The organism is Psychrobacillus sp. BM2 (assembly GCF_048572895.1).
Lineage (GTDB): Bacteria > Bacillota > Bacilli > Bacillales_A > Planococcaceae > Psychrobacillus.
The window spans coordinates 1108479-1135474 of sequence record NZ_CP183878.1; the positions used below are offsets into that span (position 1 = coordinate 1108479).

The 26996-nt window shown below is 37.4% G+C and carries 26 protein-coding genes and 1 other annotated feature; all 26 genes read left to right on the forward strand.

Features of this window, described 5'->3' with window-relative positions; genetic code table 11:
• Window positions 1-14: 14 nt before the first annotated feature.
• The 26 genes from ACN6MX_RS04885 (at window position 15) to pyrE (ending at window position 26903) form a co-directional block, all read left to right on the forward strand.
• Window positions 15-737, forward strand: a complete 723-nt coding sequence (locus tag ACN6MX_RS04885) for a DUF881 domain-containing protein (RefSeq protein ID WP_419961548.1) — start codon at window positions 15-17, stop codon at window positions 735-737.
• Between the two features lies 1 nt (window position 738).
• Window positions 739-1089 (forward strand): small basic family protein, encoded by a 351-nt coding sequence (locus ACN6MX_RS04890; RefSeq protein ID WP_211893547.1) that lies wholly within the window; start codon window positions 739-741, stop codon window positions 1087-1089.
• Window positions 1090-1189: 100 nt separating this feature from the next.
• A complete protein-coding gene (gene ftsA / locus ACN6MX_RS04895; protein WP_419961549.1) occupies window positions 1190-2479 on the forward strand; it encodes a cell division protein FtsA in 1290 nt (429 codons plus the stop codon).
• Window positions 2480-2521: 42 nt separating this feature from the next.
• Window positions 2522-3682, forward strand: a complete 1161-nt coding sequence (gene ftsZ / locus ACN6MX_RS04900) for a cell division protein FtsZ (RefSeq protein ID WP_419961550.1) — start codon at window positions 2522-2524, stop codon at window positions 3680-3682.
• An 883-nt stretch (window positions 3683-4565) separates the two neighbouring features.
• Entirely contained in the window at window positions 4566-5408 is an 843-nt protein-coding gene (locus tag ACN6MX_RS04905) for a sigma-E processing peptidase SpoIIGA (protein WP_419961551.1), read from the forward strand.
• Entirely contained in the window at window positions 5408-6115 is a 708-nt protein-coding gene (sigE, locus tag ACN6MX_RS04910) for an RNA polymerase sporulation sigma factor SigE (protein ID WP_211893551.1), read from the forward strand. The genes ACN6MX_RS04905 and sigE overlap by 1 nt, the downstream gene beginning before the upstream one ends.
• An 89-nt stretch (window positions 6116-6204) precedes the next feature.
• Entirely contained in the window at window positions 6205-6984 is a 780-nt protein-coding gene (gene sigG, locus ACN6MX_RS04915) for an RNA polymerase sporulation sigma factor SigG (RefSeq protein ID WP_340773876.1), read from the forward strand.
• An 84-nt stretch (window positions 6985-7068) separates the two neighbouring features.
• Window positions 7069-7305 (forward strand): YlmC/YmxH family sporulation protein, encoded by a 237-nt coding sequence (locus ACN6MX_RS04920; protein WP_419961552.1) that lies wholly within the window; start codon window positions 7069-7071, stop codon window positions 7303-7305.
• Between the two features lie 81 nt (window positions 7306-7386).
• A complete protein-coding gene (locus tag ACN6MX_RS04925) occupies window positions 7387-8079 on the forward strand; it encodes a YggS family pyridoxal phosphate-dependent enzyme (protein WP_419961553.1) in 693 nt (230 codons plus the stop codon).
• Window positions 8076-8555 (forward strand): cell division protein SepF, encoded by a 480-nt coding sequence (locus tag ACN6MX_RS04930; protein WP_419961554.1) that lies wholly within the window; start codon window positions 8076-8078, stop codon window positions 8553-8555. The genes ACN6MX_RS04925 and ACN6MX_RS04930 overlap by 4 nt, the downstream gene beginning before the upstream one ends.
• Window positions 8556-8573: 18 nt before the next feature.
• Window positions 8574-8837 (forward strand): YggT family protein, encoded by a 264-nt coding sequence (locus ACN6MX_RS04935; RefSeq protein WP_340773867.1) that lies wholly within the window; start codon window positions 8574-8576, stop codon window positions 8835-8837.
• Between the two features lie 47 nt (window positions 8838-8884).
• Window positions 8885-9673, forward strand: a complete 789-nt coding sequence (locus tag ACN6MX_RS04940) for an RNA-binding protein (RefSeq protein ID WP_419961555.1) — start codon at window positions 8885-8887, stop codon at window positions 9671-9673.
• An 88-nt stretch (window positions 9674-9761) separates the two neighbouring features.
• Window positions 9762-10271, forward strand: coding sequence for a DivIVA domain-containing protein (locus ACN6MX_RS04945; RefSeq protein ID WP_419961556.1), 510 nt, complete (start codon window positions 9762-9764; stop codon window positions 10269-10271).
• A 48-nt stretch (window positions 10272-10319) separates the two neighbouring features.
• Window positions 10320-10542, forward strand: a binding site (T-box leader).
• A gap of 74 nt (window positions 10543-10616) precedes the next feature.
• Window positions 10617-13367 (forward strand): isoleucine--tRNA ligase, encoded by a 2751-nt coding sequence (ileS, locus tag ACN6MX_RS04950; protein ID WP_419962555.1) that lies wholly within the window; start codon window positions 10617-10619, stop codon window positions 13365-13367.
• A 352-nt stretch (window positions 13368-13719) separates the two neighbouring features.
• Window positions 13720-14196 carry a signal peptidase II gene (gene lspA, locus ACN6MX_RS04955; RefSeq protein WP_419961557.1) on the forward strand — a complete coding sequence of 159 codons (477 nt, stop codon included), beginning with the start codon at window positions 13720-13722 and terminating at the stop codon, window positions 14194-14196.
• Window positions 14196-15122 carry an RluA family pseudouridine synthase gene (locus ACN6MX_RS04960; protein ID WP_419961558.1) on the forward strand — a complete coding sequence of 309 codons (927 nt, stop codon included), beginning with the start codon at window positions 14196-14198 and terminating at the stop codon, window positions 15120-15122. Before lspA ends, ACN6MX_RS04960 begins: the two co-directional genes overlap by 1 nt.
• A 230-nt stretch (window positions 15123-15352) precedes the next feature.
• On the forward strand, window positions 15353-15892 hold the full coding sequence (pyrR, locus tag ACN6MX_RS04965) for a bifunctional pyr operon transcriptional regulator/uracil phosphoribosyltransferase PyrR (protein WP_419961559.1): 540 nt from the start codon (window positions 15353-15355) through the stop codon (window positions 15890-15892).
• Window positions 15893-15920: 28 nt separating this feature from the next.
• Window positions 15921-17240: a uracil-xanthine permease family protein gene (locus tag ACN6MX_RS04970; protein ID WP_419961560.1), complete on the forward strand. Its 1320-nt coding sequence runs from the start codon at window positions 15921-15923 to the stop codon at window positions 17238-17240.
• Window positions 17241-17434: 194 nt separating this feature from the next.
• A complete protein-coding gene (locus ACN6MX_RS04975; RefSeq protein WP_419961561.1) occupies window positions 17435-18313 on the forward strand; it encodes an aspartate carbamoyltransferase catalytic subunit in 879 nt (292 codons plus the stop codon).
• A 1-nt stretch (window position 18314) separates the two neighbouring features.
• Window positions 18315-19595, forward strand: a complete 1281-nt coding sequence (locus tag ACN6MX_RS04980) for a dihydroorotase (protein ID WP_419961562.1) — start codon at window positions 18315-18317, stop codon at window positions 19593-19595.
• Window positions 19592-20707, forward strand: coding sequence for a carbamoyl phosphate synthase small subunit (locus tag ACN6MX_RS04985; RefSeq protein WP_419961563.1), 1116 nt, complete (start codon window positions 19592-19594; stop codon window positions 20705-20707). The genes ACN6MX_RS04980 and ACN6MX_RS04985 overlap by 4 nt, the downstream gene beginning before the upstream one ends.
• Window positions 20686-23883, forward strand: coding sequence for a carbamoyl-phosphate synthase large subunit (gene carB, locus ACN6MX_RS04990; protein ID WP_419961564.1), 3198 nt, complete (start codon window positions 20686-20688; stop codon window positions 23881-23883). The genes ACN6MX_RS04985 and carB overlap by 22 nt, the downstream gene beginning before the upstream one ends.
• Window positions 23880-24656 carry a dihydroorotate dehydrogenase electron transfer subunit gene (locus tag ACN6MX_RS04995; protein ID WP_419961565.1) on the forward strand — a complete coding sequence of 259 codons (777 nt, stop codon included), beginning with the start codon at window positions 23880-23882 and terminating at the stop codon, window positions 24654-24656. The genes carB and ACN6MX_RS04995 overlap by 4 nt, the downstream gene beginning before the upstream one ends.
• Window positions 24653-25567, forward strand: coding sequence for a dihydroorotate dehydrogenase (locus tag ACN6MX_RS05000; RefSeq protein ID WP_419961566.1), 915 nt, complete (start codon window positions 24653-24655; stop codon window positions 25565-25567). Before ACN6MX_RS04995 ends, ACN6MX_RS05000 begins: the two co-directional genes overlap by 4 nt.
• Window positions 25564-26274: an orotidine-5'-phosphate decarboxylase gene (pyrF, locus tag ACN6MX_RS05005; RefSeq protein WP_419961567.1), complete on the forward strand. Its 711-nt coding sequence runs from the start codon at window positions 25564-25566 to the stop codon at window positions 26272-26274. Before ACN6MX_RS05000 ends, pyrF begins: the two co-directional genes overlap by 4 nt.
• Window positions 26271-26903, forward strand: a complete 633-nt coding sequence (pyrE, locus tag ACN6MX_RS05010) for an orotate phosphoribosyltransferase (protein WP_419961568.1) — start codon at window positions 26271-26273, stop codon at window positions 26901-26903. Before pyrF ends, pyrE begins: the two co-directional genes overlap by 4 nt.
• Window positions 26904-26996 lie beyond the last annotated feature (93 nt).

A 26996-nucleotide genomic window follows, 5' to 3' on the forward strand; every position in this document is an offset into this window, starting at 1 on the left:
AAGGAGGCCGAATAATGAAAAAAACCGTCTATATTCGGTTCACCATAATTTTGTTAGTAATTGGTTTTATGTTAGCGGTACAATATAATACTGTTCAAAACCCAGAGACTAGAGACACAAGAGACATATGGGCTATCCGTCAAGAACTTTCCAAAGAAACCGAAACACACTCCGAATTACTATCAGAAGTCTATATGCTAGATCAGACAATCCTAAAATATGAGAACATGGTGAGTGAAAGTGCTGCATTTGCTTTAGAAGATACAGTAAGGCAATTAAAAGAAGATATTGGTCTTGTTGAGTTTACAGGTCCAGGACTTACTATTAAAGTGGAACCATCATTAGAAAGCATTGCACTTGGACAACCTGTAGAAGGTATTTCACCAGATCTACTCATTCGTCTAATCAATGAAATCAATCGTTTTAAAGCTAAAGACATAGAAGTGGACGGTAAACGTATTATATATTCTTCACCGATAAGAGATGTTAATGGTAAAACTACAGTAAATAATATACCTGTAAGAAATGCTCCATTTACGATTAGAATTGGAACCTCCACTTTTGAGGATGCACAAAAAATGTACAATCAGCTAGAGGCTTCTACAATCGGAGATGATTTCTATATCGACAATTTGAAACTTAAAATTGGCGAACCCGAGCACATTATCATGATCTCAGCTTATGACCAAACAGTAAACAACCAATTTTTAAAAGAAGTACCAGAAGGGGAGTCATGAAATGTGGTTGCCATTATTAGGGCTGATACTTGGGATTTCCCTCGGGTTATTAACTGAAATTCAGATTCCTGAAATATATGAAAGCTATTTATCGATAGCGGTATTGGCAGCACTCGATACGCTATTTGGAGGAATACGTGCTCATCTTCAACATGTCTATGATGACAAAGTATTTGTTTCAGGTTTTTTCTTTAACATTGGCTTAGCAGCAGCATTAGCATTTTTAGGTGTACACTTAGGAATAGATTTATACTTAGCTGCGATTTTTGCGTTTGGAGTGAGATTATTTCAAAATATTGCAGTTATTCGTCGAATTATGCTCACTAAATGGTCCGAAAGAAAAAATCAATAAATTTTTTTGTAGAAATTGACTATTTCTTTAGAAAATTTTAGACTTTATATCATTTTTACACTAGAATAATAAATAAAGAGTTTATAGGAGGTGCCACGGGTTGAATCAATCAGAATTATACGTATCACTAGATATTGGGTCGTCATCAATTAAAGTCTTAATCGGCGAAATGAATGATGACTCGCTGCATGTAATAGGTGTAGGAAATGTTAAATCAAATGGAATAAGAAAAGGCACCATTGTAGATATAGACGCAACTGTACAATCTATAAAAAAAGCCGTTAGTGAAGCCGAAAGAATGATCGGCATGTCTATTAATGAAATCGTGTTAGGCATACCAGCAAATATGGCAAATATACAAAATGTTAAAGGAGTAGTAGCTGTTAATCGTGAGGATAGAGAAATAACAGATGGAGACTTAGAACGTGTGATTGAGTCTGCTCAAGTAATGTCTATCCCTCCTGAGAGAGAGCTTATTAATATAGCACCAAAACAGTTTATCGTCGATCACTTAGAGGAAATTAAAGATCCACGTGGGATGATTGGAACCCGTTTAGAATTAGACGGTATAATGATGACTACATCCAAAACAATTTTACATAACGTGTTAAGATGTGTGGAAAGAGCTGGTCTTCAAATAAGAGAGATTTATTTACAGCCTTTAGCTGGTGGTCATTTTGCATTAACTGAAGATGAAAAAAATCACGGCACAGCTTATATTGACATAGGCGGTGGTTCCACTACAATTGCCATATTCAATGAAGGCCATTTAATCAATACTTCTGTTATTCCTGTTGGTGGGGATCATGTTACAAAAGATTTATCAATCGTATTAAAAACGCCAACGGAACAAGCCGAAATGATAAAACTAAAATATGGACATGCCTTCTATGATGATGCCTCAGATGATGAACTATTTGAGGTGCCAGTAATAGGGGCAGATATGAAAGAACAATACTCACAACGGTATATTGCTGAAATCATTGGAGTTCGACTAGAAGAACTGTTTGAACTTGTTCTGGAAGAATTCTATCGACTTGGTTTACAAGACTTACCAGGAGGAGTAGTCATTACTGGTGGAGTTTCTAAACTAGAAGGCTTAGGCCAGCTAGCAAGACATATTCTTCAAACAAGAGTAAGATTATACACCCCGGATTATATTGGAGTTCGTGAGCCACAATATACGACAGCTGTTGGTCTTATAAGATATGCCTATAAAGAAGATCTTTTCTATGGTAAAATTGGTAATAGCCATGCGCTAGCGCATTCGGTTCCAAATGAAGCAGTTGCCGTAAGTAAAAAACAAAAACAATCTGCTCAAACGACTAATGAACACAAAGATAGCGCATTGACAAAAGCGAAGAGATTTTTTGACAAGTTTTTTGAATAACAAACCCTTTATCATAGCAGAGAGAGCATAGGAGGCAATAGCATGTTAGAATTTGAAACAAATGAAGATGCATTAGCGATCATTAAAGTTATTGGAGTAGGTGGTGGCGGTAATAACGCTGTAAATCGTATGATTGAACATGGTGTTCAAGGAGTAGATTTTATCGCTGTAAATACAGATGCACAAGCTCTCAATATGTCAAAAGCCGAAGTAAAACTACAAATTGGTGGAAAACTAACTCGCGGTCTTGGTGCAGGTGCAAATCCTGAGGTAGGAAAAAAAGCTGCAGAAGAAAGTAAAGAATTGATCGAGGAAGCTTTAAGAGGAGCAGATATGGTATTTGTTACTGCAGGTATGGGTGGCGGTACAGGAACTGGTGCAGCACCAGTTATTGCTCAAATTGCACGTGATTTAGGGGCATTAACAGTAGGTGTAGTAACACGTCCATTTACTTTTGAAGGTCGTAAACGTTCTACTCAAGCAGTCGGTGGGATTAGTATGATGAAAGAATCTGTAGATACGTTAATCGTCATTCCAAATGACCGCTTGTTAGAAATCGTAGATAAAAACACACCAATGCTAGAAGCATTTAGAGAAGCGGATAATGTTTTACGTCAAGGGGTCCAAGGTATTTCTGATTTGATCGCAGTACCTGGTCTTATCAATCTTGATTTTGCAGATGTTAAAACAATTATGTCCAATAAAGGCGCAGCACTTATGGGTATTGGTATTTCAGCAGGAGAAAATCGTGCTGCTGAAGCTGCGAAAAAGGCTATTTCAAGTCCACTACTTGAAACATCAATTGATGGTGCGACTGGTGTGTTGATGAATATTACTGGTGGTTCTAACCTCAGTCTATTTGAAGTTCAAGAAGCTGCTGATATTGTTGCCTCTGCCTCAGATGAAGAAGTTAATATGATCTTTGGTTCGGTTATAAATGATAACTTGAAAGATGAAATAGTTGTAACTGTAATTGCAACTGGATTCAATGAAGAGCTTTTAACACAAAAACAGCCAAGAAGCGCTGGATTCGGTGGAAACAGAACACCACAGCCTTCAGCAGCACCTATCCGTGAGCAACAACGTAAAGACGAAGTGCCGCAACAACAAGCACCTCAACAAGATAGACATGTATCTCATAACCAACAAGAAGATGCATTAGATATTCCAACTTTCTTAAGAAATCGTCAACGCAGAAACTAATATAAAGACAAAAGCAATCACTTCGGTGGTTGTTTTTTTTTTTTTTTTTTGAAGAATAAGTATATAAAATTGTAGATGAACACTAGGTTCGTGGGACTTGAAAAAATGAATAATACTACTGATTTCCGTTTCAGGTGGACGCTTTCCGCGGGCGTTGCCTCAGCCTCCTAGCTACGCTGCGGGGTCTTCGCCTAACGCTTTTCCTGCTGGAGTCGCCACCTTGCACTACAATCAATTAGGTGCGTAGTACTACATTAGATTTGGCAGAGCATATCGCTTAGATAATAAGATTAACTCAACTTAATGTAGAGATAAAATGATTTGTGATGCTAATGAAGTAGAAATTCTGTTGTTAAATGATAGATTGTGGCAGACAATTTTTCTTTTACTAGTGGAAATAAAGAAAAATAGTTAGTATGTATCGAATAAAGAAGCGAAATAGCTAACGAAATTGCATCTTCGAGAGCTTACTCTATCCATAGGAAAGTATCTTTTCTCTAGTTAACCAAAAACGCACTAACCTGTTTCTAAGAGTTGCAGGAGGGCGACGGACAGGCAAACGCCATAAGATATCGAAAAAAGGGATGCTGGTTGGTTGTGACGAACGTCACAACCAACCAGCATCCCTAAAAATTCAATCGGTAATCATATAGCAATACGTCTGTTCAAAGCCCAGCGAAAACAATAGAAACAGGTTTTGACCTTAGAAAGATCGCTTGTTTTATAATTAAAAAATTAGAGGAAATAACCTTTTCGTAACTATTTGTTAAAATTATCATTATCCAAATTATTTTTATGTCGTAAAAAAAGAACGTTTTTGAACGTTCTTTTGACAAATTTCTTACACTTTAGATGCTAAGCTTTAGTCAAAAGGAGGGAAACTATGTACGCGGAAGTAATGATTGTAACCAATACTTTTTTCAATTATACCGTTTTGGCATTTGCCAATAAAATTGGGTGGATTGAAAATCAGAAGAGGTATTTATTTCTATCTGCCCTAACTGCTGGAGTAATCACAGTTGTTTTCTCTCATTCAATGAGTACGATATTTTTATCTTTTTTTGTGATGATTGCTATTGCTTTTTGGAAAAAACGTTCACAAATAGTTAAAGCAATTATATTAACGTTACTAGCTAGTGTTTTTGCTGGTGGTTTACTTACAGCAATAGCTCCTTTGTATGACAATAGTAGTAACTTGTTCATGATTATTAACTTTGCTTTGATTGCTACTGGTGGTTTATATTTATTGACCAAACATGTCCTTCATTTGAATATTGCACACGCAGAAAGGGAGCTCTTATATTCATCTAACGTTATGTTATTTGGCGCTTCTAAGGAACTGACAATTTTTATAGATTCAGGAAATGTGTGTACAGAGCCGTTATCCAATGATCCTGTCCATTTTGTGGCAGCAGAAATGCTGAAAGAGATATTGCCACCAGCATTATTCGAAGCTATTAGCGATTGGGAGTTTGATAGAAAGACCGGATTGGACAAGATTCCAAAAGAATATGCAAGTAAATTACGATTAATCCCAATTGCAACGATTCAAAAGCATAAAACATGGGTTGTTGGTATTAAGTATGATCAGTGGATAATTGGCGATCAGACATTACCTAAAGGATATATTGTTATGACGAAAGCGAAAGAAAAGTTTCCACATGAGGCGGATGGAATATTACATAGTTCCTCATATTTTCATTTAAAGAAAAGGAGTGTAGGGTAATGCTGATGAAATGGTTGCGTAAGATTTACTATTGGGTACTGTCCTTTAGAAGAAAAAGTGTACATTATATTGGTGGCAATGAATCGTTACCTAAGCCATTATCGAGAGAAGAAGAACGGGAAATGCTACTGGCGTTTATGGATGGCGATGAACACGCTAGAGATGTATTAATCGAACGAAACTTAAGATTAGTTGTTTATATTGCGAGAAGATTTGATCAGACAAATACAAATATAGAGGATCTTATAAGTATAGGTTCTATCGGTCTTATAAAGGCTGTAGAGACGTTTAATCTAGAAAAAGGTATCAAGCTTGCAACGTATGCTTCAAGATGTATAGAAAACGAAATTTTAATGCATTTACGAAAAACTAACCGTATGAAATCAGAAGTTTCTTTTGATGAACCTTTAAATTCAGATTCAGATGGAAATGAACTATTACTTTCAGATATTCTGGGCACTAGCGAGGATTTAATCATTGAAGATGTAGAGAAAAAACTTGAGCGCCAACATGTATTCGAAGCGATAAATCTACTGGGCAATAGGGAGAAGTATATTATGCAATGTCGATTTGGGTTAAATGGTAAAGAAGAAATGACCCAAAAAGAAGTAGCTGACCATTTAGGGATTTCGCAATCATATATATCTCGTTTAGAAAAGAAAATCATTTTAGATTTAAAGGAGCTATTAAACGAACCAATTGCCTAATGGGTGAAATTGGATAGAATCGTAAAGAATAATCTTTTCTTTCCCGGACAAACTGACTTAGAACAATTAAAAAGTCCGGAGGAAGATCTATGACGAGAACAAAAGTTGAATTATGCGGCATTGATACATCTAAGCTTCCTTTACTTAAGCATGAAGAAATGAAAGAATTGTTTATTCGATTACAAGCTGGTGAAGATTCTGTAAAAGATGAACTAGTAATGTGTAATTTAAGGTTAGTTTTAAGCCTAGTTCAAAGGTTTGCTTACCGGGGAGAGCAAGCAGATGATTTGTTTCAAGTTGGTTGTATTGGTCTCATCAAGTCTATTGAGAATTTCGATCTAAAGCATAACGTCCGTTTTTCTACGTATGCAGTTCCTATGATTATTGGAGAAATAAAAAGACATTTACGTGATCACCATTCCGTACGAGTATCAAGATCGTTAAGAGATATTGCATATAAAGCTATGAAAGCAAAGGAACAGTTTATAAACGAGCATTTACAAGAGCCAACCTTAGATGATTTGTCCAAAGAGCTAGATATATCGGTGGAGGATATATTAATTGCTTTAGATGCCATTCAAGATCCAGTATCTTTGCAAGAGCCAATATTCAGTGATGGTGGCGATGCTATTTATATGATGGACCAATTATGCGATAATGATGTATCCGAAGATCAATGGGTCACTTATTTTACTGTGAAAGAAAGTTTTCAGAAGCTAGATACAAGACAAAAGAAAATATTAACGAAGAGAATTTATTATGGAGCTACACAAACAGAAATAGCGATGGACTTAGGTTTATCTCAGGCACAAATTTCTCGACTAGAAAAGAGTGCTTTATCAACTATTCAAAGCCAATTGAATCCATAAGGTTATTTTTTAGCAAAACGCTTTTTTCTTTCCAGAAAAAAGCGTTTTTTTCATTTTCATTCATATAATGAATAAAGGGGGTCAATGATGAAATTTTCAGATGCACAGCAAAAAGAAGTGATAGAAGCGAAGAGTGGCCAATTGCTAGGCTATATTGTGGATGCGGAAATTGATAAAGAGACCGGCTATATAATTTCATTTTTAGTAGAGGAAAATGGCGCTTATCCAACCTTTTTCAATAAAAAAAGAGATACGAAGAAAATAGCAGTACAAAATATAGCGATAATTGGAAAAGATGTTATAATTGTATCAAAAACATAGAATTACAATGTTCTTCATTGATAAAACGGCTTTTCATTGATACAATAAACAAAATACAAATGATGAAAAGTTGGGTTTCAAATGACAAATGTACAACAAAATTTAGAACAAATTCAACAACATATGCAAAGTGCAAGCGATAAAGCTAATAGGAAGTTAGAAGATGTTACATTAATAGCGGTAACAAAAGAAGTTTCGGTTAGTCGAACAATTGAAGTAATTGAAAATGGTGTTCTGCATTTAGGGGAAAATAGACCAGAGGGTTTACAAAAAAAGTTAGATGCCATTTCAAATGACGTCAAGTGGCATTACATAGGTACTTTACAAACAAGAAAAGTTAAATCGGTTATTAACCATATAAATTTCCTGCATTCATTGGACCGGATGAGTTTAGCGGATGAAATTGAGAAAAGAGCCACCTCCACGAAGGATTGTTTTGTACAAGTAAACGTCTCTGGGGAAGATTCAAAACAAGGTCTTGCTTTTGATGAAGTGGAAGCATTCATAGATCAGCTTAAAAATCATGAACGTATTCGTGTTATTGGATTGATGACAATGGCCCCAAATACGGAAGATGACACAATCATACATGATGTTTTTCGGAGATTGAAACAACTCCAAAGTAAAATTGCTGCTAAACAAATAGCAAATGCACCTTGTACAGAACTTTCCATGGGAATGTCTGGAGACTATGAAATTGCAATAGAAGAAGGTGCTACTTTTATAAGAATCGGAACAGCATTGGTTGGCAAAGAGAGGGAGGGAATTGTATGAGCATGAAAAACTGGATGAAAAACTTCTTCTACTTAGACGAAGAGGAGGAAGCATCAGAAGCACAGCAATCGAGACCTCAGCAGCAAAAAACAGTAGATAATAATATAAAACAACAACCAGTAAAGTCTGCACCAAAAGAACGTAAATTCAATACAATTCCTAAGGATACGAACACACCAAATCTCGTTAGTATTCAAAACGTACAAAAGTCATCCAAAGTGATATTGATAGAGCCCCGTGTTTATGCAGAAGCACAGGATATATCGGAACACTTAAAAAGTAAAAAAGCAGTAATTGTAAACCTGCAGCGTATTGATAAAGAACAGGGAATTCGAATAATCGACTTTTTAAGTGGAACAGTGTACGCTTTAGGTGGAGATATACAAAGAATAGGTACAGATATATTCCTTTGTGCACCAGACTCAGTTGAAGTCGATGGTGCAATATCGGATTATTATTATAACGACCTAGATTAACAGAGGAGTAATTAACTTATGGGATTAGTTTTATATTTAATAAGTTGGGGTGTTCAGATTTATACGTATGCATTAATAGCTTATATTTTAATGTCATGGGTACCGAGCATTCAACAATCGAGTTTTGGTAAGTTTTTAGGAAGAATATGTGAACCATATTTGGAACCGTTTAGAAAGATTATTCCTCCACTAGGTATGATTGATATCTCACCTATTGTAGCAATTTTTGTATTAAACCTTGCAATGAAGGGTATATATTTTATAGCTTATACAATTCTCTAACCTCACTTTCGTGGGGTTTTTTACTATACTTGAAAGGGAATACTATAATGGAAAATGTATTGCAACATTTTAGAAAAGAAGAGCAGCCTTTTATTGAACAGGTAGTGAGTTTGATGCGGGAAGTAGAGGATCGGTATGCTCCTAAGTTAACGGACTTCTTAGATCCTAGACAGCAATTTATCGTTGATTCGATTCGTAGGCAATATGAGGATATTGGATCTACAGCAGCAGGTACACTAGAACATGCGGAGAGAAAAAGAGTTCTACTGTTTCCTTCTTATTATACTCCATCAGATAACGATTTCTCTATGAGAGTAGTAGAAGTCCATTATCCTACTAAATTCGTAACGTTAAAGCATAAGGATGTTCTTGGTTCGATGATGTCACTTGGGATTGATCGGAGTAAATTTGGTGATATTCGCGTACAGGACGGTGCTATTCAATTTGTTGTTGCATTAGAGGTGTTGGATTATGTTCGTGCTAACTTTACATCCATTGGGAAAGTGAAAGTTCATATAGACGAAATAGAAGATCCAATCGATTATTTTGCACAACAGGAGGAATGGACAACTGAGACTTTAACGGTTAGTTCTCTTCGGTTAGACACAGTGATTGCCTCAATTTTTAATATTTCTCGTCAAAAATCAGCATCTCTTATACAAAGTGGGAAGGTTAAAGTAAACTGGTCAGAAAAAGATCAGGTATCTCTTGAACTACAAGAACTTGATTTACTTTCTATAAGAGGACATGGAAGAGTAAAATTAATGATGATCGAAGGAAGAACAAAAAAAGATAAAGTCCGACTACAAATAGGTAGGTTAGAACTAAAAAGTTAATTTTTATAAGAATATTTCAAATTTAGATGTATTCATCTTCTTAGAAATGTATAATGGTAGAAAGAATAGTAGTAAAGGAGATGTTAAAATGCCACTAACACCACTTGATATACATAACAAGGAATTTAGTAAAGGATTTAGAGGATACAATGAAGACGAAGTAAATGAATTCCTTGATCAAATAATGAAAGACCTTGAAATTTTGATGAAAGAAAAAAAGGAATTAGAAACAAAGCTTAAAACTTCAAGCGAAAAGGTTGGTCATTTTACTTCGATTGAGGAAACACTACATAAGTCAATTGTCGTTGCTCAAGAGGCTGCTGAGGAAGTACGTCGCAATTCACAAAAAGAAGCAAAGCTTATTGTGAAAGAGGCGGAAAAAAATGCTGACCGAATTGTCAATGAGGCTCTAACAAAAGCTAGAAGGATTGCATTGGAAATCGAGGACTTGAAAAAACAATCGAAGGTTTTCCGAAATCGTTTTAAAATGTTAGTAGAAGCCCAACTAGACTTGATCAATACAGATGACTGGAATCATTTAATGGAATATGATGTGGATACAGAAGCGATTAATCGTATAACGGTTACAGAAGATTAACATCTCTTGACTCGTAGCCATACTTTACCTATAATAATTCATATCATATAATATGCGTAGAAAAAGACGTCTAGATTAGATTTCGACAAAGCGACTTGAGGATGGTGAGAGCTCAAGAAGAAAAACTTTTTTAGATTATCACTTTGGAGCAAGGACACTGAACTTCTAGTAAGTGTCTTCGGTTAATGCCCCGTTATGGCATTCTAAGCGGCGATTTTTAAGCGAAATCGCAAGTAGGGTGGTACCGCGAGCATAACTCCTCGTCCCTTTTTGGGATGTGGAGTTTTTTTGTTTTAGGCACACTTTAGACAGTACTCATGTTTTTATTAATCAGGAGGTAATATGATGGAATACAAAGACACATTATTAATGCCAAAGACAGATTTCCCTATGCGCGGAAATCTACCAGTGAAAGAATTAGATATTCAAGCAAAATGGGCAGAGCAAGATATTTATAAAAAGGTACAGGACCATACAAAAGGTCGACCATTTTTTGTGTTGCATGATGGACCACCTTATGCGAACGGTGATCTTCATATGGGTCACGCATTAAATAAAGTATTAAAAGATATGATTGTACGTCATAAGTCGATGTCAGGCTTCCACGCACCTTATGTTCCAGGCTGGGATACACATGGTCTTCCAATCGAGCAAGCACTAACGAATAAAGGTGTAAAACGTAAAGAAATGTCTTTAGCAGAGTTTAGAAAGCTTTGTGAAGAATATGCATATCAACAAATTGACAATCAACGCTCCCAATTCAAACGTCTGGGTGTTCGTGGTGATTGGGATAATCCATATGTTACATTGACTCCTACGTTTGAATCACGTCAAATCGAAGTATTCGGTGCAATGGCTAAAAAAGGATATATTTATAAAGGATTAAAGCCTGTTTACTGGTCACCATCAAGTGAATCCGCACTCGCTGAGGCTGAAATTGAATATCAAGATAAAAAATCACCATCTATTTATGTAAGCTTTGAGGTGACAGAGGGTAAAGGTGTGTTGGAAGAAGGTACAAAATTTATCATTTGGACTACAACACCATGGACAATTCCTGCAAACCTAGCTATTTCCTTACATCCAAAAGTGGAGTATGCAGTTGTAAATACGAACGGTTCTAAATTTGTTGTTGCCTTAGATTTAGTAAAATCTGTAGCAGAAGAACTAGGCTGGGAAGAATACACTGTAGAACGTACGCTTGAAGGGAAGGAAATGGATCGCCTAGTTGCAAAACATCCATTATACGATCGTGATTCTCTTATCATTCTAGGAGAGCATGTAACTACTGAGTCTGGTACTGGTTGTGTTCATACAGCCCCTGGTCACGGGGAAGATGACTTTTACGTTGGTAAAGCTTACGGCTTAGATGTTCTTTGTCCAGTTGATGACCGCGGTGTTATGACTGCTGAGGCACCTGGTTTTGAAGGATTATTTTATGACACAGCTAACAAAGCTATTACAGAAGCACTAGAGGCTGTTGGTGCACTTGAAAAACTTACATTCTTTACACATTCATATCCGCATGACTGGCGTACAAAAAAACCAGTTATTTATCGTGCTACTGCACAGTGGTTTGCTTCTATTGAAGCATTTAGAGATGAATTATTACAAGCAATTCGAGATACAAAATTCACTCCTGCATGGGGAGAGACTCGTCTTTTTAACATGATTCGTGATCGTGGAGACTGGTGTATTTCTCGCCAACGTGTGTGGGGAGTTCCAATTCCAGTATTTTATGGAGAAGATGGAGAACCAATTCTAACAGAAGAAACTATTTCACATGTTTCTAAATTATTCCGTGAGCACGGTTCTAATATTTGGTTTGAAAAAGAAGCGAAGGAATTACTACCAGAAGGATTCACACATACAGGAAGTCCAAATGGTATCTTTACGAAAGAAACAGATATTATGGATGTATGGTTTGATTCGGGTTCATCTCATCAAGGTGTGTTAGAAGAACGTGATGATTTAGTATTCCCAGCTGACTTATATCTTGAAGGCTCCGATCAGTATCGTGGTTGGTTTAACTCTTCGTTAATCACGAGTACGGCGATGTTTGGTCACGCTCCTTATAAAGGTTTGTTAAGTCATGGTTTCACTTTAGATGGCAATGGTCGTAAAATGAGTAAGTCATTAGGAAACGTTATCGTTCCTTCTAAAGTTATAAATCAATTAGGTGCAGACATTGTACGTTTATGGGTAGCTTCTGTTGATTATACAGCGGATGTACGTGTTTCTGATGCGATCTTCAAACAAGTATCCGAAGTATATCGTAAAATCCGTAATACGTTCCGATTCTTACATGGTAATATCAGTGATTTCCATCCTGTTAATAATCGTGTGGAATTTAAAGATCTTCGTGAAGTAGATCAATATATGTACATGAAGCTACAAGAAGTTATTACGACTGTAAGAGCCGCTTACGATCGCTATGATTTTGCAAGTGTATACCATACAGTGAATAACTTTGTGTCAAGTGAACTAAGTTCATTCTACTTGGATATTGCGAAAGATGTTGTATATATCTATGGAGAGGATCATCCTGATCGTCGCGCAATGCAAACAGTAATGTATGATACATTAATAGCGTTATTAAAATTAGTAACACCGATCCTGCCGCATACGACTGATGAGCTTTGGGCTTATTTAGAGCATGAAACAGCAGAAAGTGTTCAATTAACGGATATGCCAGAAGCAGTAGATTATCCTGAATTCAAAGAGTTAGCTGCTAAGTGGGATAAAATTATGGAATTACGTGATGATGTTCTAAAAGCATTAGAAGAAGCACGTAATGCAAAAACAATCGGTAAATCATTAGAAGCAAAAGTAGCTTTATATGTAAATGATGACTATAAAGCATTATTTGAAACGGATGCGATTGACTTCGCTCAATTGTTCATCGTTTCTAAGTTTGAATTGGGCGGTACTCCAGCTGAAGCACCTGCAAACAGCTTAGCATTAGAACATGCTTCTGTTGTAGTAGAAAAAGCAGATGGTGAAAAATGTGAGCGTTGCTGGACAATTTCCGAAACAGTTGGAACAAGTGAAGCACACCCAACTTTATGTGAACGTTGCGCAGAGGTCGTTAAGTAAATAAGTAAAGTGAAAAAATGTGGTCCTTTTATAGGACCGCATTTTTTTAATACTATTGACATGTGAAATCGTGTGGAGAGCCCTTAACTTGGAGAAATAGCCCATAAATATTCGCAAACAGTCCATAAATCATCATTGATCGATCTTAAATTTCCATAAAGCCCTTAAATGCCCTGACTTAGCCCATAAGTACTGCGATATAGTCCATAACAACAGGATTCTACGAATGCTAATAGGGCACCATCCGCTTGTAAAATTTCACCTGCTCTTTTACGGATTGTAGGGTCTGTGTTAAACTAGGTGAAGAGTGTTCAATTTTGCTGTAAAGAATTTGTTATGTGGGGGAAATAATGTGTGGAAATTTTATGGACTCGCGGCTTTTGTCATTGCGTTAGATCAATGGACAAAATGGCTAGTCGTTAAAAATATGATACTTGGTGAAAGAATTATTATGTGGGACCCTTACCTAGCGCTACTTTCTCATCGAAATAGAGGAGCAGCCTGGGGCATTCTACAAGGGAAAATAGGATTCTTTACCATTATCACTGTCATCGTCATCATTGGAATTATCTATTATTTTCATAAAGAAGCAAAAGGAAAACCAATATTTCAAGCTGGTTTGATGATGCTGCTTGGAGGAGCAATAGGGAATTTTATTGACCGACTTTGGAGAGGCGAAGTGGTAGATTTCGTCGATGTTTTAATACCTATTATCAATTACGATTTTCCTATCTTTAATGTAGCGGATGCTGCACTAACTATTGGGGTTGTAATTATAATATTATTCGTATTTCAGGAAGAACGAGCTGAAAAGAAAAAGGTGAAGTAATGGAAGATTTAACATTTATTATTGAAAATGAACAAGCAAAAGAGCGTATTGATAAAGCAATTGCATCTTTTGAGTCAGATTGGTCACGTACACAAATCCAAAACTTTATTAAAGATGGTTTTGTAAAGGTGAACAATGAACCGGCCAAAACAAGTTATAAAGTGAAAGCAGGAGATGTTATTGTCGTTACACCTCCAGATGCTATACCACTTGATATTGTTGCGGAGAATTTGAACTTAGAAATCATTTATGAGGATGAGGATGTAGTAGTTGTCTATAAACCTCGCGGAATGGTAGTACATCCTGCACCAGGACATACTACTGGAACGCTAGTAAATGGTCTGATGTATCAGATTAAAGATTTATCTGGTATTAATGGGGTTATGCGTCCCGGAATTGTCCATCGTATTGATAAAGATACGACAGGTCTTTTGATGGTAGCTAAAAATGACGTTGCGCATGTCTCGTTAGTGGATCAACTTGTAAAGAAAACAGTTACTCGTAAATACACTGCACTTGTGCACGGTCGTATTGCGCATGATAAAGGGACAATTGATGCTCCTATTGCTCGTGACAAGAAAGAAAGACAAAGTATGGCGGTAGTGGATAATGGAAAACATGCTGTAACACATTTCCGTGTAATAGAAAGATTTGATAAATTTTCGTTAGTTGAGTGCCAATTAGAAACTGGACGTACTCATCAAATTCGTGTGCATATGAAATATATTGGTTACCCACTTGCTGGGGATCCAAAATATGGTCCGAAAAAAACGATCAATTTTGACGGACAAGTTTTACACGCGGGACTATTAGGTTTTATTCACCCAAAAACGGGAGAATACTTAGAGTTCACGTACCCACTTCCAGAGGATTTTACTAATTTGATACAAGATTTAAAAAATCAATCATTGATTAATGAAGAATAGTACATTATAATAAGAAAAACGCAAGCATCTATACTGCTGCGATAATTGTTTTTAAAACTATATAGCTTAACCTTTAATAACAGTCCAGAGAGGCTGAGAAGGTATATGTGAACGTGACGAACTATTAATCTGCGGATTTATGGGAATCACTCTACGTTATTACGCATTTACAACCTTCTGGCTCTCGAGCTTAGAAGGTTTTTTGTTTTATTTAGAGAGGATGAGGGTTGATGGGAGAAAAAGCAAATATTCTAGATGAGCAAGCGATTAATCGAGCACTCACAAGAATTGCACATGAAATTATTGAGCGTAACAGAGGAATTGAAGAGTGTATTTTAGTAGGCATAAAAACTAGAGGAGCATTTTTAGCACAGCGTTTGGCGGATCGAATCGAACGTATTGAAGGCAAGCCGATAAAAACAGGAGAGCTTGATATTACACTATATAGAGATGATCTTTCTTTGAAGAATGGTACGGATGAGCCATTAGTACAGCAAGTGGATATAACACATGATGTAAAGGATAAAAAAGTTATTCTGGTGGATGATGTGTTATATACAGGTCGAACTGTCCGAGCAGCGATGGATGCAGTAATGGATTTAGGTAGACCGTCTCAAATACAATTAGCAGTTTTAATCGATAGAGGGCACCGTGAGCTACCAATTCGAGCAGATTATGTTGGAAAAAATATACCTACCTCTAGCAGCGAAAGAATCGTTGTAAAAGTGACGGAAACAGACGAAGTAGATGCAGTGACCATTTATGAATAAAAATCTATTTAAAAGGTAGGGAAAATTCATGACAAACGCCGTTTTAGATGTAAATGATAAGCCATCAAGTGGACAGCTCATCACCTTAAGTTTTCAGCATATGTTCGCAATGTTCGGGTCGACTATATTAGTACCACAGCTAGTTGGTTTGAGTCCTGCAATTGCATTGTTAACAAGCGGGATTGCAACAATAATTTTCTTGCTCGTAACGAAATTCCAAGTCCCGGCATATTTAGGATCGTCGTTCGCATTCATCGCACCAATAATTATTGCAGTAAATGGATTAGATGAATCTGGTCAAGCCATTAATCCAGGGAATGCAATGATCGGAGCGGTTTTTGTAGGTTTAGTTTATGGAATCGTGTCCCTTGTAATTTGGAAAAGCGGTTATAAATGGATTATGAAGCTTTTACCTGCCATTGTTGTTGGACCGGTCATTATGGTTATTGGTCTTGGATTGTCGGGCACAGCTGTCGATATGGCGATGAATATAACAAATACTGATACAGGCTTAAAAGAATATAGCCTCATGCATTTCTCAGCGGCATTGGTTACTTTGTTAACGGCGATAATCTGTACGGTGTACTTCAAAAATATAATTAGTACAATGCCAATCTTAGTTGGATTAGTGGTTGGTTACATCTATTCTGTCGCCATTGGAATAGTTGACTTTGCTCCAATAAAAGAAGCGAAAATATTCGCTTTACCTGAATTTTTAATACCTGGAGTACATTATGATTTTGTCATCACTACTAATATTTTACTAGTAATGGTTCCAATCGTTATCGTAACAATCTCCGAGCATATTGGGCATCAGCTCGTACTCGGGAAAGTTGTAGAAAGAGATTATATAAAAGAACCTGGATTACATAGATCATTACTAGGTGATGGTTTAGGAACATTAGTAAGTGCACTTATCGGTGGACCACCAAAAACGACTTACGGTGAAAATATCGGAGTGTTAGCAATAACTCGTATATATAGTGTGTATGTTATTTTGGGTGCAGCTGTAGTGGCTATTCTACTATCATTTTTTGGAAAAGCGATGGCCGTCATTTCTACGATACCAATAGCAGTTTTAGGAGGCGTATCTATCCTATTATTTGGAATAATTGCAGCAAGCGGATTACGAATGTTAGTTGATGCAAAAGTGGACTTTGGAAATAGTCGTAATTTAGTCATTGCTTCTGTAATTCTAGTAATAGGAATCGGAGGAGCAAAATTCATCGTTACTGAAGCACTTAGCATAGAGGGTATGGCTTTAGCAGCAATTCTCGGTGTAGTGCTAAATCTCATCCTACCAGGTAGAAAACAAGCAGAAAGCATAGATTTACATCAAACTGAATAATAGGCCTTTTAAGAAGTTGAACAGTGAGTCAGCAAAAGGTTCGAAATAGCAAGTTGGGACATATTACATGTTCCCACTACTTGTCTATGCAAAAACGAACCTTCTCGAGACTTTTTCGAGGAGGTTTTAATTTTATCTTGCAAAGTCAGTATACAAATAAACTAAGACGTATTAGATATGAAAGGTGGATATTTATGAAAAATTTAGTATCAATGAAAGACTTATCTGTAGATCAAATACATGCGATATTAGAGCAAGCGCAAGCTTTTCGCGAAGGTGCCATCTCCAAACTGACAAATAGATTCACAGTGTCGAACCTCTTTTTTGAACCTAGCACTAGAACTAAGATGAGCTTTGAAATGGCTGAAAGAAAACTAAATTTAGAAGTTCTTCCTTTCGATTCCGACTTCTCAAGTACATTAAAAGGTGAAACACTCTATGACACAGTAAAAGTATTTGAATGCGTTGGCCTAGATGTATTAGTAATCAGGCATGAACAAAACAACTTTTTTGAGGAACTAGTTGGAAAAGTTAATACTGCTATTATCAATGGCGGAGACGGTACAGGAAATCATCCGACGCAAAGCCTTCTTGATATTTATACAATTTGGCAAGAATTTGGCACGCTACAAGATAAAGTAATCTCAATTGTAGGAGATATCGCCCATAGCCGTGTTGCAAGATCTAATGCAGACGCGCTTTCAAGATTAGGCGCACAAGTCCGATTAGTTTGCCCATCCGAGTGGCAAGGTGAGTTTGAAGCGTTTAATGAATTCGATGATGTAATAGAAGATAGTGATGTTCTCATGATGCTCCGAGTCCAGCACGAAAGACATGATGGGAAGACAACATTTTCTAAAGAACAGTATCATCAAATGTATGGTCTAACAATAGAGCGAGAGCGGAAAATGAAAAAAAATGCAATCATCATGCATCCAGCCCCATTCAACAGAGACGTGGAAATAGCTAATGAACTAGTAGAATGTGATCGGTCAAGGATTTTTAAACAAATGGAAAATGGTACTTATGTTCGAATGGCTATCCTTGAACTGCTTTTGAAAGGGAGAGAATAACATGACTAAAATTATTCAAAACGTTCAAATAGTTAACAATGAAGGGAAATTAGAGACGACAGCTGTTTTAGTTCAAGATGGTAGGATTGCAGCAATTGGAGCGAATGTTACATCAAATGATGCACAACAAATTGATGGTAAAGGCCGGTTACTTTCTGCTGGTTTCATCGATGTTCATGTACACTTACGTGAACCGGGTGGAGAGCATAAGGAAACGATTGAAACAGGAACAAAAGCTGCAGCAAAAGGGGGCTATACAACCATTTGCGCTATGCCGAATACAAGACCAGTGCCAGACACTGTAGAAAATTTCTCACATGTTTTAGATTTAATAGAGAAAAATGCACTTGTTCGGGTATTACCTTACGGATCCATTACAATCCGACAAGCGGGTAAGGAAAGAACAGATATCGAAGCATTGAAAAATCTTGGAGCCTTTGCTTTAACAGATGACGGTGTTGGTATCCAAACGGCCGGGACAATGCTCGAAGCAATGAGCGAAGCGGCAAAATTTAATATTCCGATTGTTGCTCACTGTGAAGATAACACGCTTATTTACGGTGGGGTTATGCATAAAGGAAAACGCAGTGAAGAGCTTGGATTAAGAGGTATTCCCTCTGTTTCCGAATCAGTACATATTGCAAGAGACATATTACTCGCAGAGGCAGCTGGTGCTCATTATCATGTATGTCATGTCAGTACAAAAGAATCAGTTCGTGTAATACGAGACGCTAAAAAAGCAGGTATTCATGTAACAGCAGAAGTAAGTCCACATCATTTATTGCTTTGTGAGGACGATATTCTTTCCAATGATGCAGCTTGGAAAATGAACCCCCCACTAAGAGCTAAAGAAGATATGATAGCACTTCGCGCGGGATTAGAAGATGGAACGTTAGATTTTATCGCAACGGATCATGCTCCACATACAGAGGAAGAGAAGTCATTAGGTTTTGAAAAAGCACCTTTTGGTATTGTCGGGTTAGAAACAGCATTCCCATTATTATATACTCACTTCGTTAAAACTGGTGACTGGACACTCAAACAACTTTTAGATTACTTAACGGTTAAACCTGCAGATGTATTTGGCTTTGAATTTGGAAGGATTGAAGTAGGAGCACCTGCGGATTTAGTTTTAATTGATTTAGAAAAAGAACAAAAAATAGATAAAGAAGCATCTTTATCAAAAGGAAAGAATACGCCGTTTACCGGATGGGCTTGTACTGGTTGGCCGCAACTTACCATGTTTAATGGAGAAATCGTATGGCAGGGGGAACAGGCATGAAAACAAGATACTTAATATTAGAAGACGGTACTGTATTTAAGGGAAATGCATTTGGAAGTGAAGCAGGAACTATTGGAGAAGTAATTTTTACAACTGCTATGACTGGCTATCAGGAATCTATTTCAGATCCTTCAAACTGTGGGCAAATATTAATGTTTACGTATCCAATGGTTGGTAACTATGGTATAAATCCAGATGATTTTGAAGCTATTACAATTGGACTTTCTGGAGTAGTTATTAGAGAGCTTGCTGAACAACCCTCGAATTTCAGAAGCACTGGTACTTTAAGTGAATTTTTAAATGCAAAAAACATTCCTGGAATTGAAGGAATTGACACAAGAAAGCTAACGCGGATTATACGTATGCATGGCTCTTTAAAAGGAAGACTTACAAATGCAGATGAAGAAGTGAACGTGGAGCAAGTAGTAAAAGAACTTCAAGCTACAGAAATTCCAAGAAATGTAGTAGAACAAGTTTCGATAACTCGTCCATATCCAAGCCCAGGTCGAGGGAAAAGAGTCGTACTTGTGGACTTTGGGATGAAACACGGTATTTTAAGAGAACTAAACAAACGTGATTGTGATGTTATTGTTGTCCCTTATAACACATCAGCAACTGAAATTTTAGGTATGTTCCCAGATGGCGTCATGTTATCCAATGGACCTGGAGATCCAACTGATATCCCAGAAGCAATTGAAATGGTCAAAGGAATTATCGGAAAAGTGCCGATTTTCGGAGTATGTTTAGGACATCAACTTATTTCACTTGCATGTGGAGCTACATCCTTCAAATTAAAATTTGGGCATCGTGGTGGAAATCATCCAGTAAAAGATTTAAGAACAGGAAAAACAGAGTTAACATCTCAAAACCATGGTTATGCAATTGATGCAGATTCTGTCGCAAAAACAGATTTAGAAATAACACATATAGCTTTAAATGACGGTACAGTTGAAGGGGTGAGACATACTAAATTCCCAGTATTTTGTGTTCAGTTCCACCCAGAAGGATCATCAGGACCAGAAGATTCAAAACATTTATTTGACGAGTTTATCGAATTAATGAATGCTAAAGAGCAAAAAGGAGAATTCACATGCCTAAACGTAAAGATATAAAAACGATATTAGTAATCGGTTCCGGTCCAATCATCATTGGTCAAGCTGCTGAATTTGACTATGCAGGTACACAAGCATGTATTTCACTTAGGGAAGAAGGCTATAGCGTTATCCTCGTGAATTCCAATCCTGCAACTATTATGACGGATACGGAAATTGCAGATAAAGTTTATATAGAACCTCTTACACTACCATTTGTTAGTAAAATCATTCGCAAAGAACGTCCAGATGCAATTTTACCTACACTTGGTGGACAAACTGGATTGAATATGGCAATAGAGCTCGATGAATCAGGTATTTTGGATGAGTTAGGAATTGAAATTTTAGGTACAAAACTAGAAGCCATTCACAAAGCGGAAGATCGTGATCTATTCCGTACACTGATGAATGAATTAAATGAACCAGTTCCAGATAGTGATATTATCCATAATCTTGAAGAAGCGAAAGTATTTGTTGAACGAATTGGCTACCCAGTTATCGTTCGCCCAGCATTTACAATGGGTGGAACAGGCGGGGGTATTTGTTATAATGATGCAGATTTAGCCGAGATTGTGACGAGTGGTTTAAAATACAGCCCGGTTACTCAATGTTTACTTGAGAAATCGATTGCTGGCTATAAAGAGATTGAGTACGAAGTAATGCGTGACTCTGCAGATAACGCAATTGTTGTATGTAATATGGAAAACTTCGATGCTGTTGGTATTCATACCGGCGATTCAATCGTAGTTGCTCCAACACAAACATTATCTGATCGTGAAAACCAAATGCTTCGAAATGTATCGCTAAAAATTATTCGTGCACTTAAAATCGAAGGTGGATGTAACGTACAACTAGCACTTGATCCACATAGCTTTAACTATTATATTATCGAGGTAAACCCCCGTGTAAGCCGTTCATCTGCGCTTGCTTCAAAAGCAACTGGCTATCCAATTGCAAAACTTGCCGCTAAAATCGCAGTAGGACTTACATTGGATGAGATGATGAACCCAGTTACTCAAAAAACCTACGCTTGCTTTGAGCCGGCACTAGATTATATTGTAGCGAAAATTCCAAGATGGCCATTCGATAAATTTGAATCGGCTAAACGAAATCTAGGTACTCAAATGAAAGCAACTGGAGAAGTAATGTCACTTGGACGTACATTTGAGGAAGCAATACTTAAATCAATTCGTTCGCTTGAAACAGGACATTACCATATCGAGATGAAAAACAGTGAGTCCATTACAGATGCATGGATGGAAAAACGTATTCGTCGTGCAGGAGACGAAAGGCTATTCTTCATAGGAGAAGCACTTCGTCGTGGAGTAACGGTAGAAACAATTCATGAGTGGAGCCAAATTGATTTGTTTTTCCTAAACAAACTTCAAAATATAGTGAAGTATGAACAAGTAATCCAAGAAAATCCTTTCAACCAAGAAGTATTATATAAAGCAAAACGTATGGGCTTTGCTGATAAAACAATTGCAAAATACTGGAATGTGAAAGAATTAGAAGTATACAACTTTAAAAAAGAAAACGGAATTGTACCAGTCTACAAAATGGTCGATACTTGTGCAGGAGAGTTTGAGTCAGAGACACCTTACTTCTATGGAACGTATGAAGAGGAAAATGAATCCATTCGTACGGAAAAAGAAAGCGTCATTGTACTAGGATCAGGTCCAATTCGTATCGGCCAAGGGGTTGAGTTTGACTATGCAACTGTACATTCGGTATGGGCGATTAAAGAAGCAGGTTATGAGGCAATTATTATCAATAATAATCCAGAAACCGTTTCAACCGATTTCTCCATCTCGGATAAATTATATTTTGAACCCCTAACGCTTGAAGATGTAATGCATATTGTCGATTTGGAACAACCAAAAGGTGTAGTCGTACAATTCGGTGGGCAAACAGCGATTAACTTGGCGGCTGGACTAGAAGAAAGAGGAGTTAAAATTCTTGGCACTACACTTGAAGACATTGACCGTGCCGAAAATCGTAACAAGTTTGAAGCTGCCCTTCATGAAATTGATATTCCACAGCCGCTCGGAAAAACTGCGGTAACTGTGGAAGAAGCAACTAAAATTGCACATGAAATAGGTTTCCCGGTTCTAGTCAGACCTTCTTACGTACTTGGTGGTCGTGCAATGCAAATAGTATATACCGAAGATGAGATCAAACACTATATGGAGCATGCGGTGGAAGCAAGCCCTGAAAAACCAGTTCTAATCGACCGTTACTTAACAGGAACAGAAATTGAAGTAGATGCAATTTGTGATGGGGAAAATGTATTAATACCGGGAATCATGGAGCATATAGAGCGTGCAGGTGTTCACTCAGGTGATTCAATTGCTGTGTATCCGCCACAAAAACTATCAAGACAACAGATTGATACATTGGTAGATTACACAACAAGACTTGCAAAAGGATTGAATATAGTTGGATTGATGAATATCCAGTATGTCATTTCCAAGGATGAGGTCTACGTAATTGAAGTAAATCCACGTTCGAGTCGAACAGTACCATTCTTAAGTAAAATCACATCCATTCCAATGGCGAATATTGCTACAAAAGCGATTTTGGGTCAATCGATCATTGATCAAGGGTACACATCAGGACTTGCCCCAAATAGCCCAGGAGTATATGTAAAAGTACCAGTTTTCAGCTTTGCAAAACTTCGCCGAGTAGACATTACGCTCGGACCTGAGATGAAATCTACTGGGGAAGTAATGGGTAAAGACATTACACTTGAAAAAGCATTATATAAAGGATTAGCAGCAGCGGGAATGGATATTAAAGACCATGGTACAGTACTAATGACCATTTCGGATAAAGATAAAGCAGAAGGCACAGAAATTGCGAAAAGATTTTACGCAATTGGATTCCGCATTATGGCTACTCAAGGGACGGCAGAATCTATAAAAAATGCTGGAATTCCAGTAGACATCGTCGATAAGATCGGTGCAAAAGGAACTACATTACTAGATGTTATTCAAAAAGGGGAAGCACAATTTATCATTAACACATTAACTAAAGGAATGCAGCCTGAACGTGATGGATTCCGTATTCGTAGAGAGTCTGTAGAAAATGGTATCCCATGTTTAACTTCGTTAGATACGGCAGAAGCAATGCTACGTGTTATTGAATCGATGACATTCTCTACTGAGACTATGAAGCACCAGGAGGTTAAAGCATGATTAGACAAGAACAAATGCAAGTCGTAAAACAAAGAATAATTGCGACGAACATTTTTGAACTCACATTGACAGGACAGCTTGTACTTGATATGAAACAACCGGGTCAATTTGTCCATCTGCGAGTGTCTGATCAAATGGAACCTTTGCTAAGGAGACCAATAAGTATTTCCTCAATAAATGAAGAAACATTAGAATTTACGATGATCTACCGAGCAGATGGTATAGGAACTACACTTCTTTCTGAAAAAAAACCAGGAGACCAAGTGGATGTACTTGGACCTCTTGGAAATGGTTTTCCAACTGATAAATTAGTAGCTGGTCAAAAGGCTTTGCTAGTAGGCGGTGGAATTGGTGTACCACCTCTATTTGAGCTATCTAAAAGACTTGTAAAAAGAGGAGTACAGCCTATTCATGTTTTAGGATTTCAGTCAGAAGCTGTTGTTTTTTATGAAAAACAATTTCAAGAACTTGGAGAAACCTATATTGTAACGGTAGACGGTAGCTATGGTTCTACTGGATTTGTAACAAATGTATTAGAAACATTTGAAGATGATTTTGCGGTTTACTATAGCTGTGGTCCAACACCGATGCTTGCCGCACTAGAAAAAATGTACCCAGAAAAAGAAGGCTATTTATCCTTTGAACAGCGCATGGGTTGTGGAATTGGTGCATGTTTTGCTTGTGTTTGTGATACATCAGAGAAAATAGAAGCTGATTATGTGAAAGTTTGTTCAGATGGTCCAGTGTTCCCGTCAGGAGTGGTTCGAGTATGAATAGATTAGCTACCCTATTACCAGGTCTTTCTTTGAACAACCCAATCATGCCGGCATCTGGTTGTTTTGGGTTCGGAAAAGAATATGCAAAGTTATACGATTTGTCTAAGTTGGGTGCCATTATGATAAAGGCTACAACCCCGGAAACAAGACTTGGCAATCCGACACCACGTGTGGCAGAAACGCCAGCAGGAATGTTAAATGCAATTGGTTTACAAAATCCTGGATTAAAAAAAGTGGTAGAAAATGAGCTGTCTTGGCTTGAGCAATATGAAGTTCCAATTATTGCTAATGTAGCTGGCTATACAACTGAGGATTATGTCGTTGTAGCAGAAGCCATTTCAAAAGCACCGAATGTGCACGCCCTTGAACTAAATATCTCTTGTCCCAATGTAAAGCAAGGTGGAATTACGTTTGGAACAGATCCTTTTGTTGCGGAACAATTGACTAACGCAGTAAAAGCAGTATCATCTGTCCCCGTATATGTGAAGCTATCTCCGAATGTAACTGATATTGGAGAAATTGCAAGAGCGGTAGAAGCAGGTGGAGCTGACGGCATAACGATGATTAATACATTACTCGGCATGCGCTTAGACACAAAAACTGGTCGTCCAGTAATTGCGAACGTAACAGGGGGTTTATCGGGTCCAGCTATTAAACCAGTGGCACTTCGCATGGTTTATGATGTAGCAAAACAAGTGTCCATTCCAATTATCGGAATGGGTGGAATTGCAACAATCGATGATGTGATTGATTTCTTATCAGCTGGTGCGAGTGCGGTTGCCGTGGGAACAGCAAACTTTGTAGATCCATTCATTTGTCCGAAGTTGATCGAACAACTGCCAGAAAAATTAGATGAACTAGGATTTGAAACAGTAACCGATCTAGTTGGAAGGAGTCATCGACTATGAAAAATAGCCCAATTATTGCATTAGACTTTGCATCTGCAAGTGATGCATATCAGTTTCTCAAACCGTTTGAGCAATCGTTATTTGTAAAAGTAGGTATGGAGCTTTATTTGCAAGAAGGACCTTCCATCGTGTACAAATTGAAAGATATGGGTCATGATGTATTTCTAGATTTGAAATTACATGATATTCCTAATACAGTTGGTCTGGCGATGAAAGGTCTCGCTCGTTTAGGTGCAGATTTAGTGAATGTCCATGCTGCTGGTGGAGCGGCCATGATGATTGCTGCCCGTGAAGGGTTAGAGGTCGGTACCGCAACTGGCAATAAAAGACCTTCAATTATTGCTGTAACTCAGTTAACTTCAACGTCTGAATCTAAAATGCAACAGGAACAGCTGATTCAAACGACGATTGATGCATCGGTTGTACATTATGCGGAGCTAGCTAAAACAGCGGCACTAGATGGAGTCGTTTGTTCCGTTTTGGAAGCTCAGAAAATTACAGCTGCTTGTGGACAGGAGTTTTTACGAGTTACCCCTGGTATTCGTTTAGCAGAAGGAGAAGCACATGATCAGATACGTGTAGCTACTCCAGCAAATGCACGAATTCTTGGTTCCTCCCATATTGTTGTAGGTCGAGCAATAACAAAAGCGGAAAATCCAGTACAAGCATATGAAACTATTTTGAAAATGTGGGAGGAAAACGCATGAGCTTAGAAAACAAAATTGCCAAAGCACTTCTTGAAGTTGGTGCAGTGGCATTAAAACCAAATGATCAATTCATATGGGCTTCTGGCATTAAATCACCAATATACTGTGATAATCGAATTACAATGTCGTCCCCTGCTATTAGAAAAGTAATTGCACTTGGTTTAGCACAAGCGATCGAGGAAAACTTCCCTGAAACAGAAGCAGTAGCAGGTACGGCAACTGCAGGTATTCCTCATGCTGCATGGGTAAGTGATGTATTAGAACTTCCAATGCTATATGTTCGCTCAAAAGCAAAAGAACATGGCCGTGGCAATCAAATTGAAGGTAAAATAGTCGCAGGACAAAAAGTAGTAGTAATTGAAGACTTAATCTCAACAGGTGGTAGCAGCCTAGTAGCGGTAGAAGCTCTTCAAAAAGAGGGCTTTGAAGTACTTGGCGTAGTAAGCATTTTTACATACGGACTACCTAAGGCCGAACAAACATTTAAAGAAGCTTGCATTAAGTTTGTAAGCCTAACAAATTATGATACGTTAACAAATGCAGCTTTTGAAGCCGGGACGATTAGAGAAGAAGATCTTCCAATGCTTTCAAAATGGCATAATGATTTAAAAGAAGGCTTGTTGAAATAATGGGAAAAGACATTCACTTGTACAATGGTGAATGTCTTTTTTGATTATATACTCTTTCAAATAAGCGGAAGGTATAGTTATATACAAAAATGT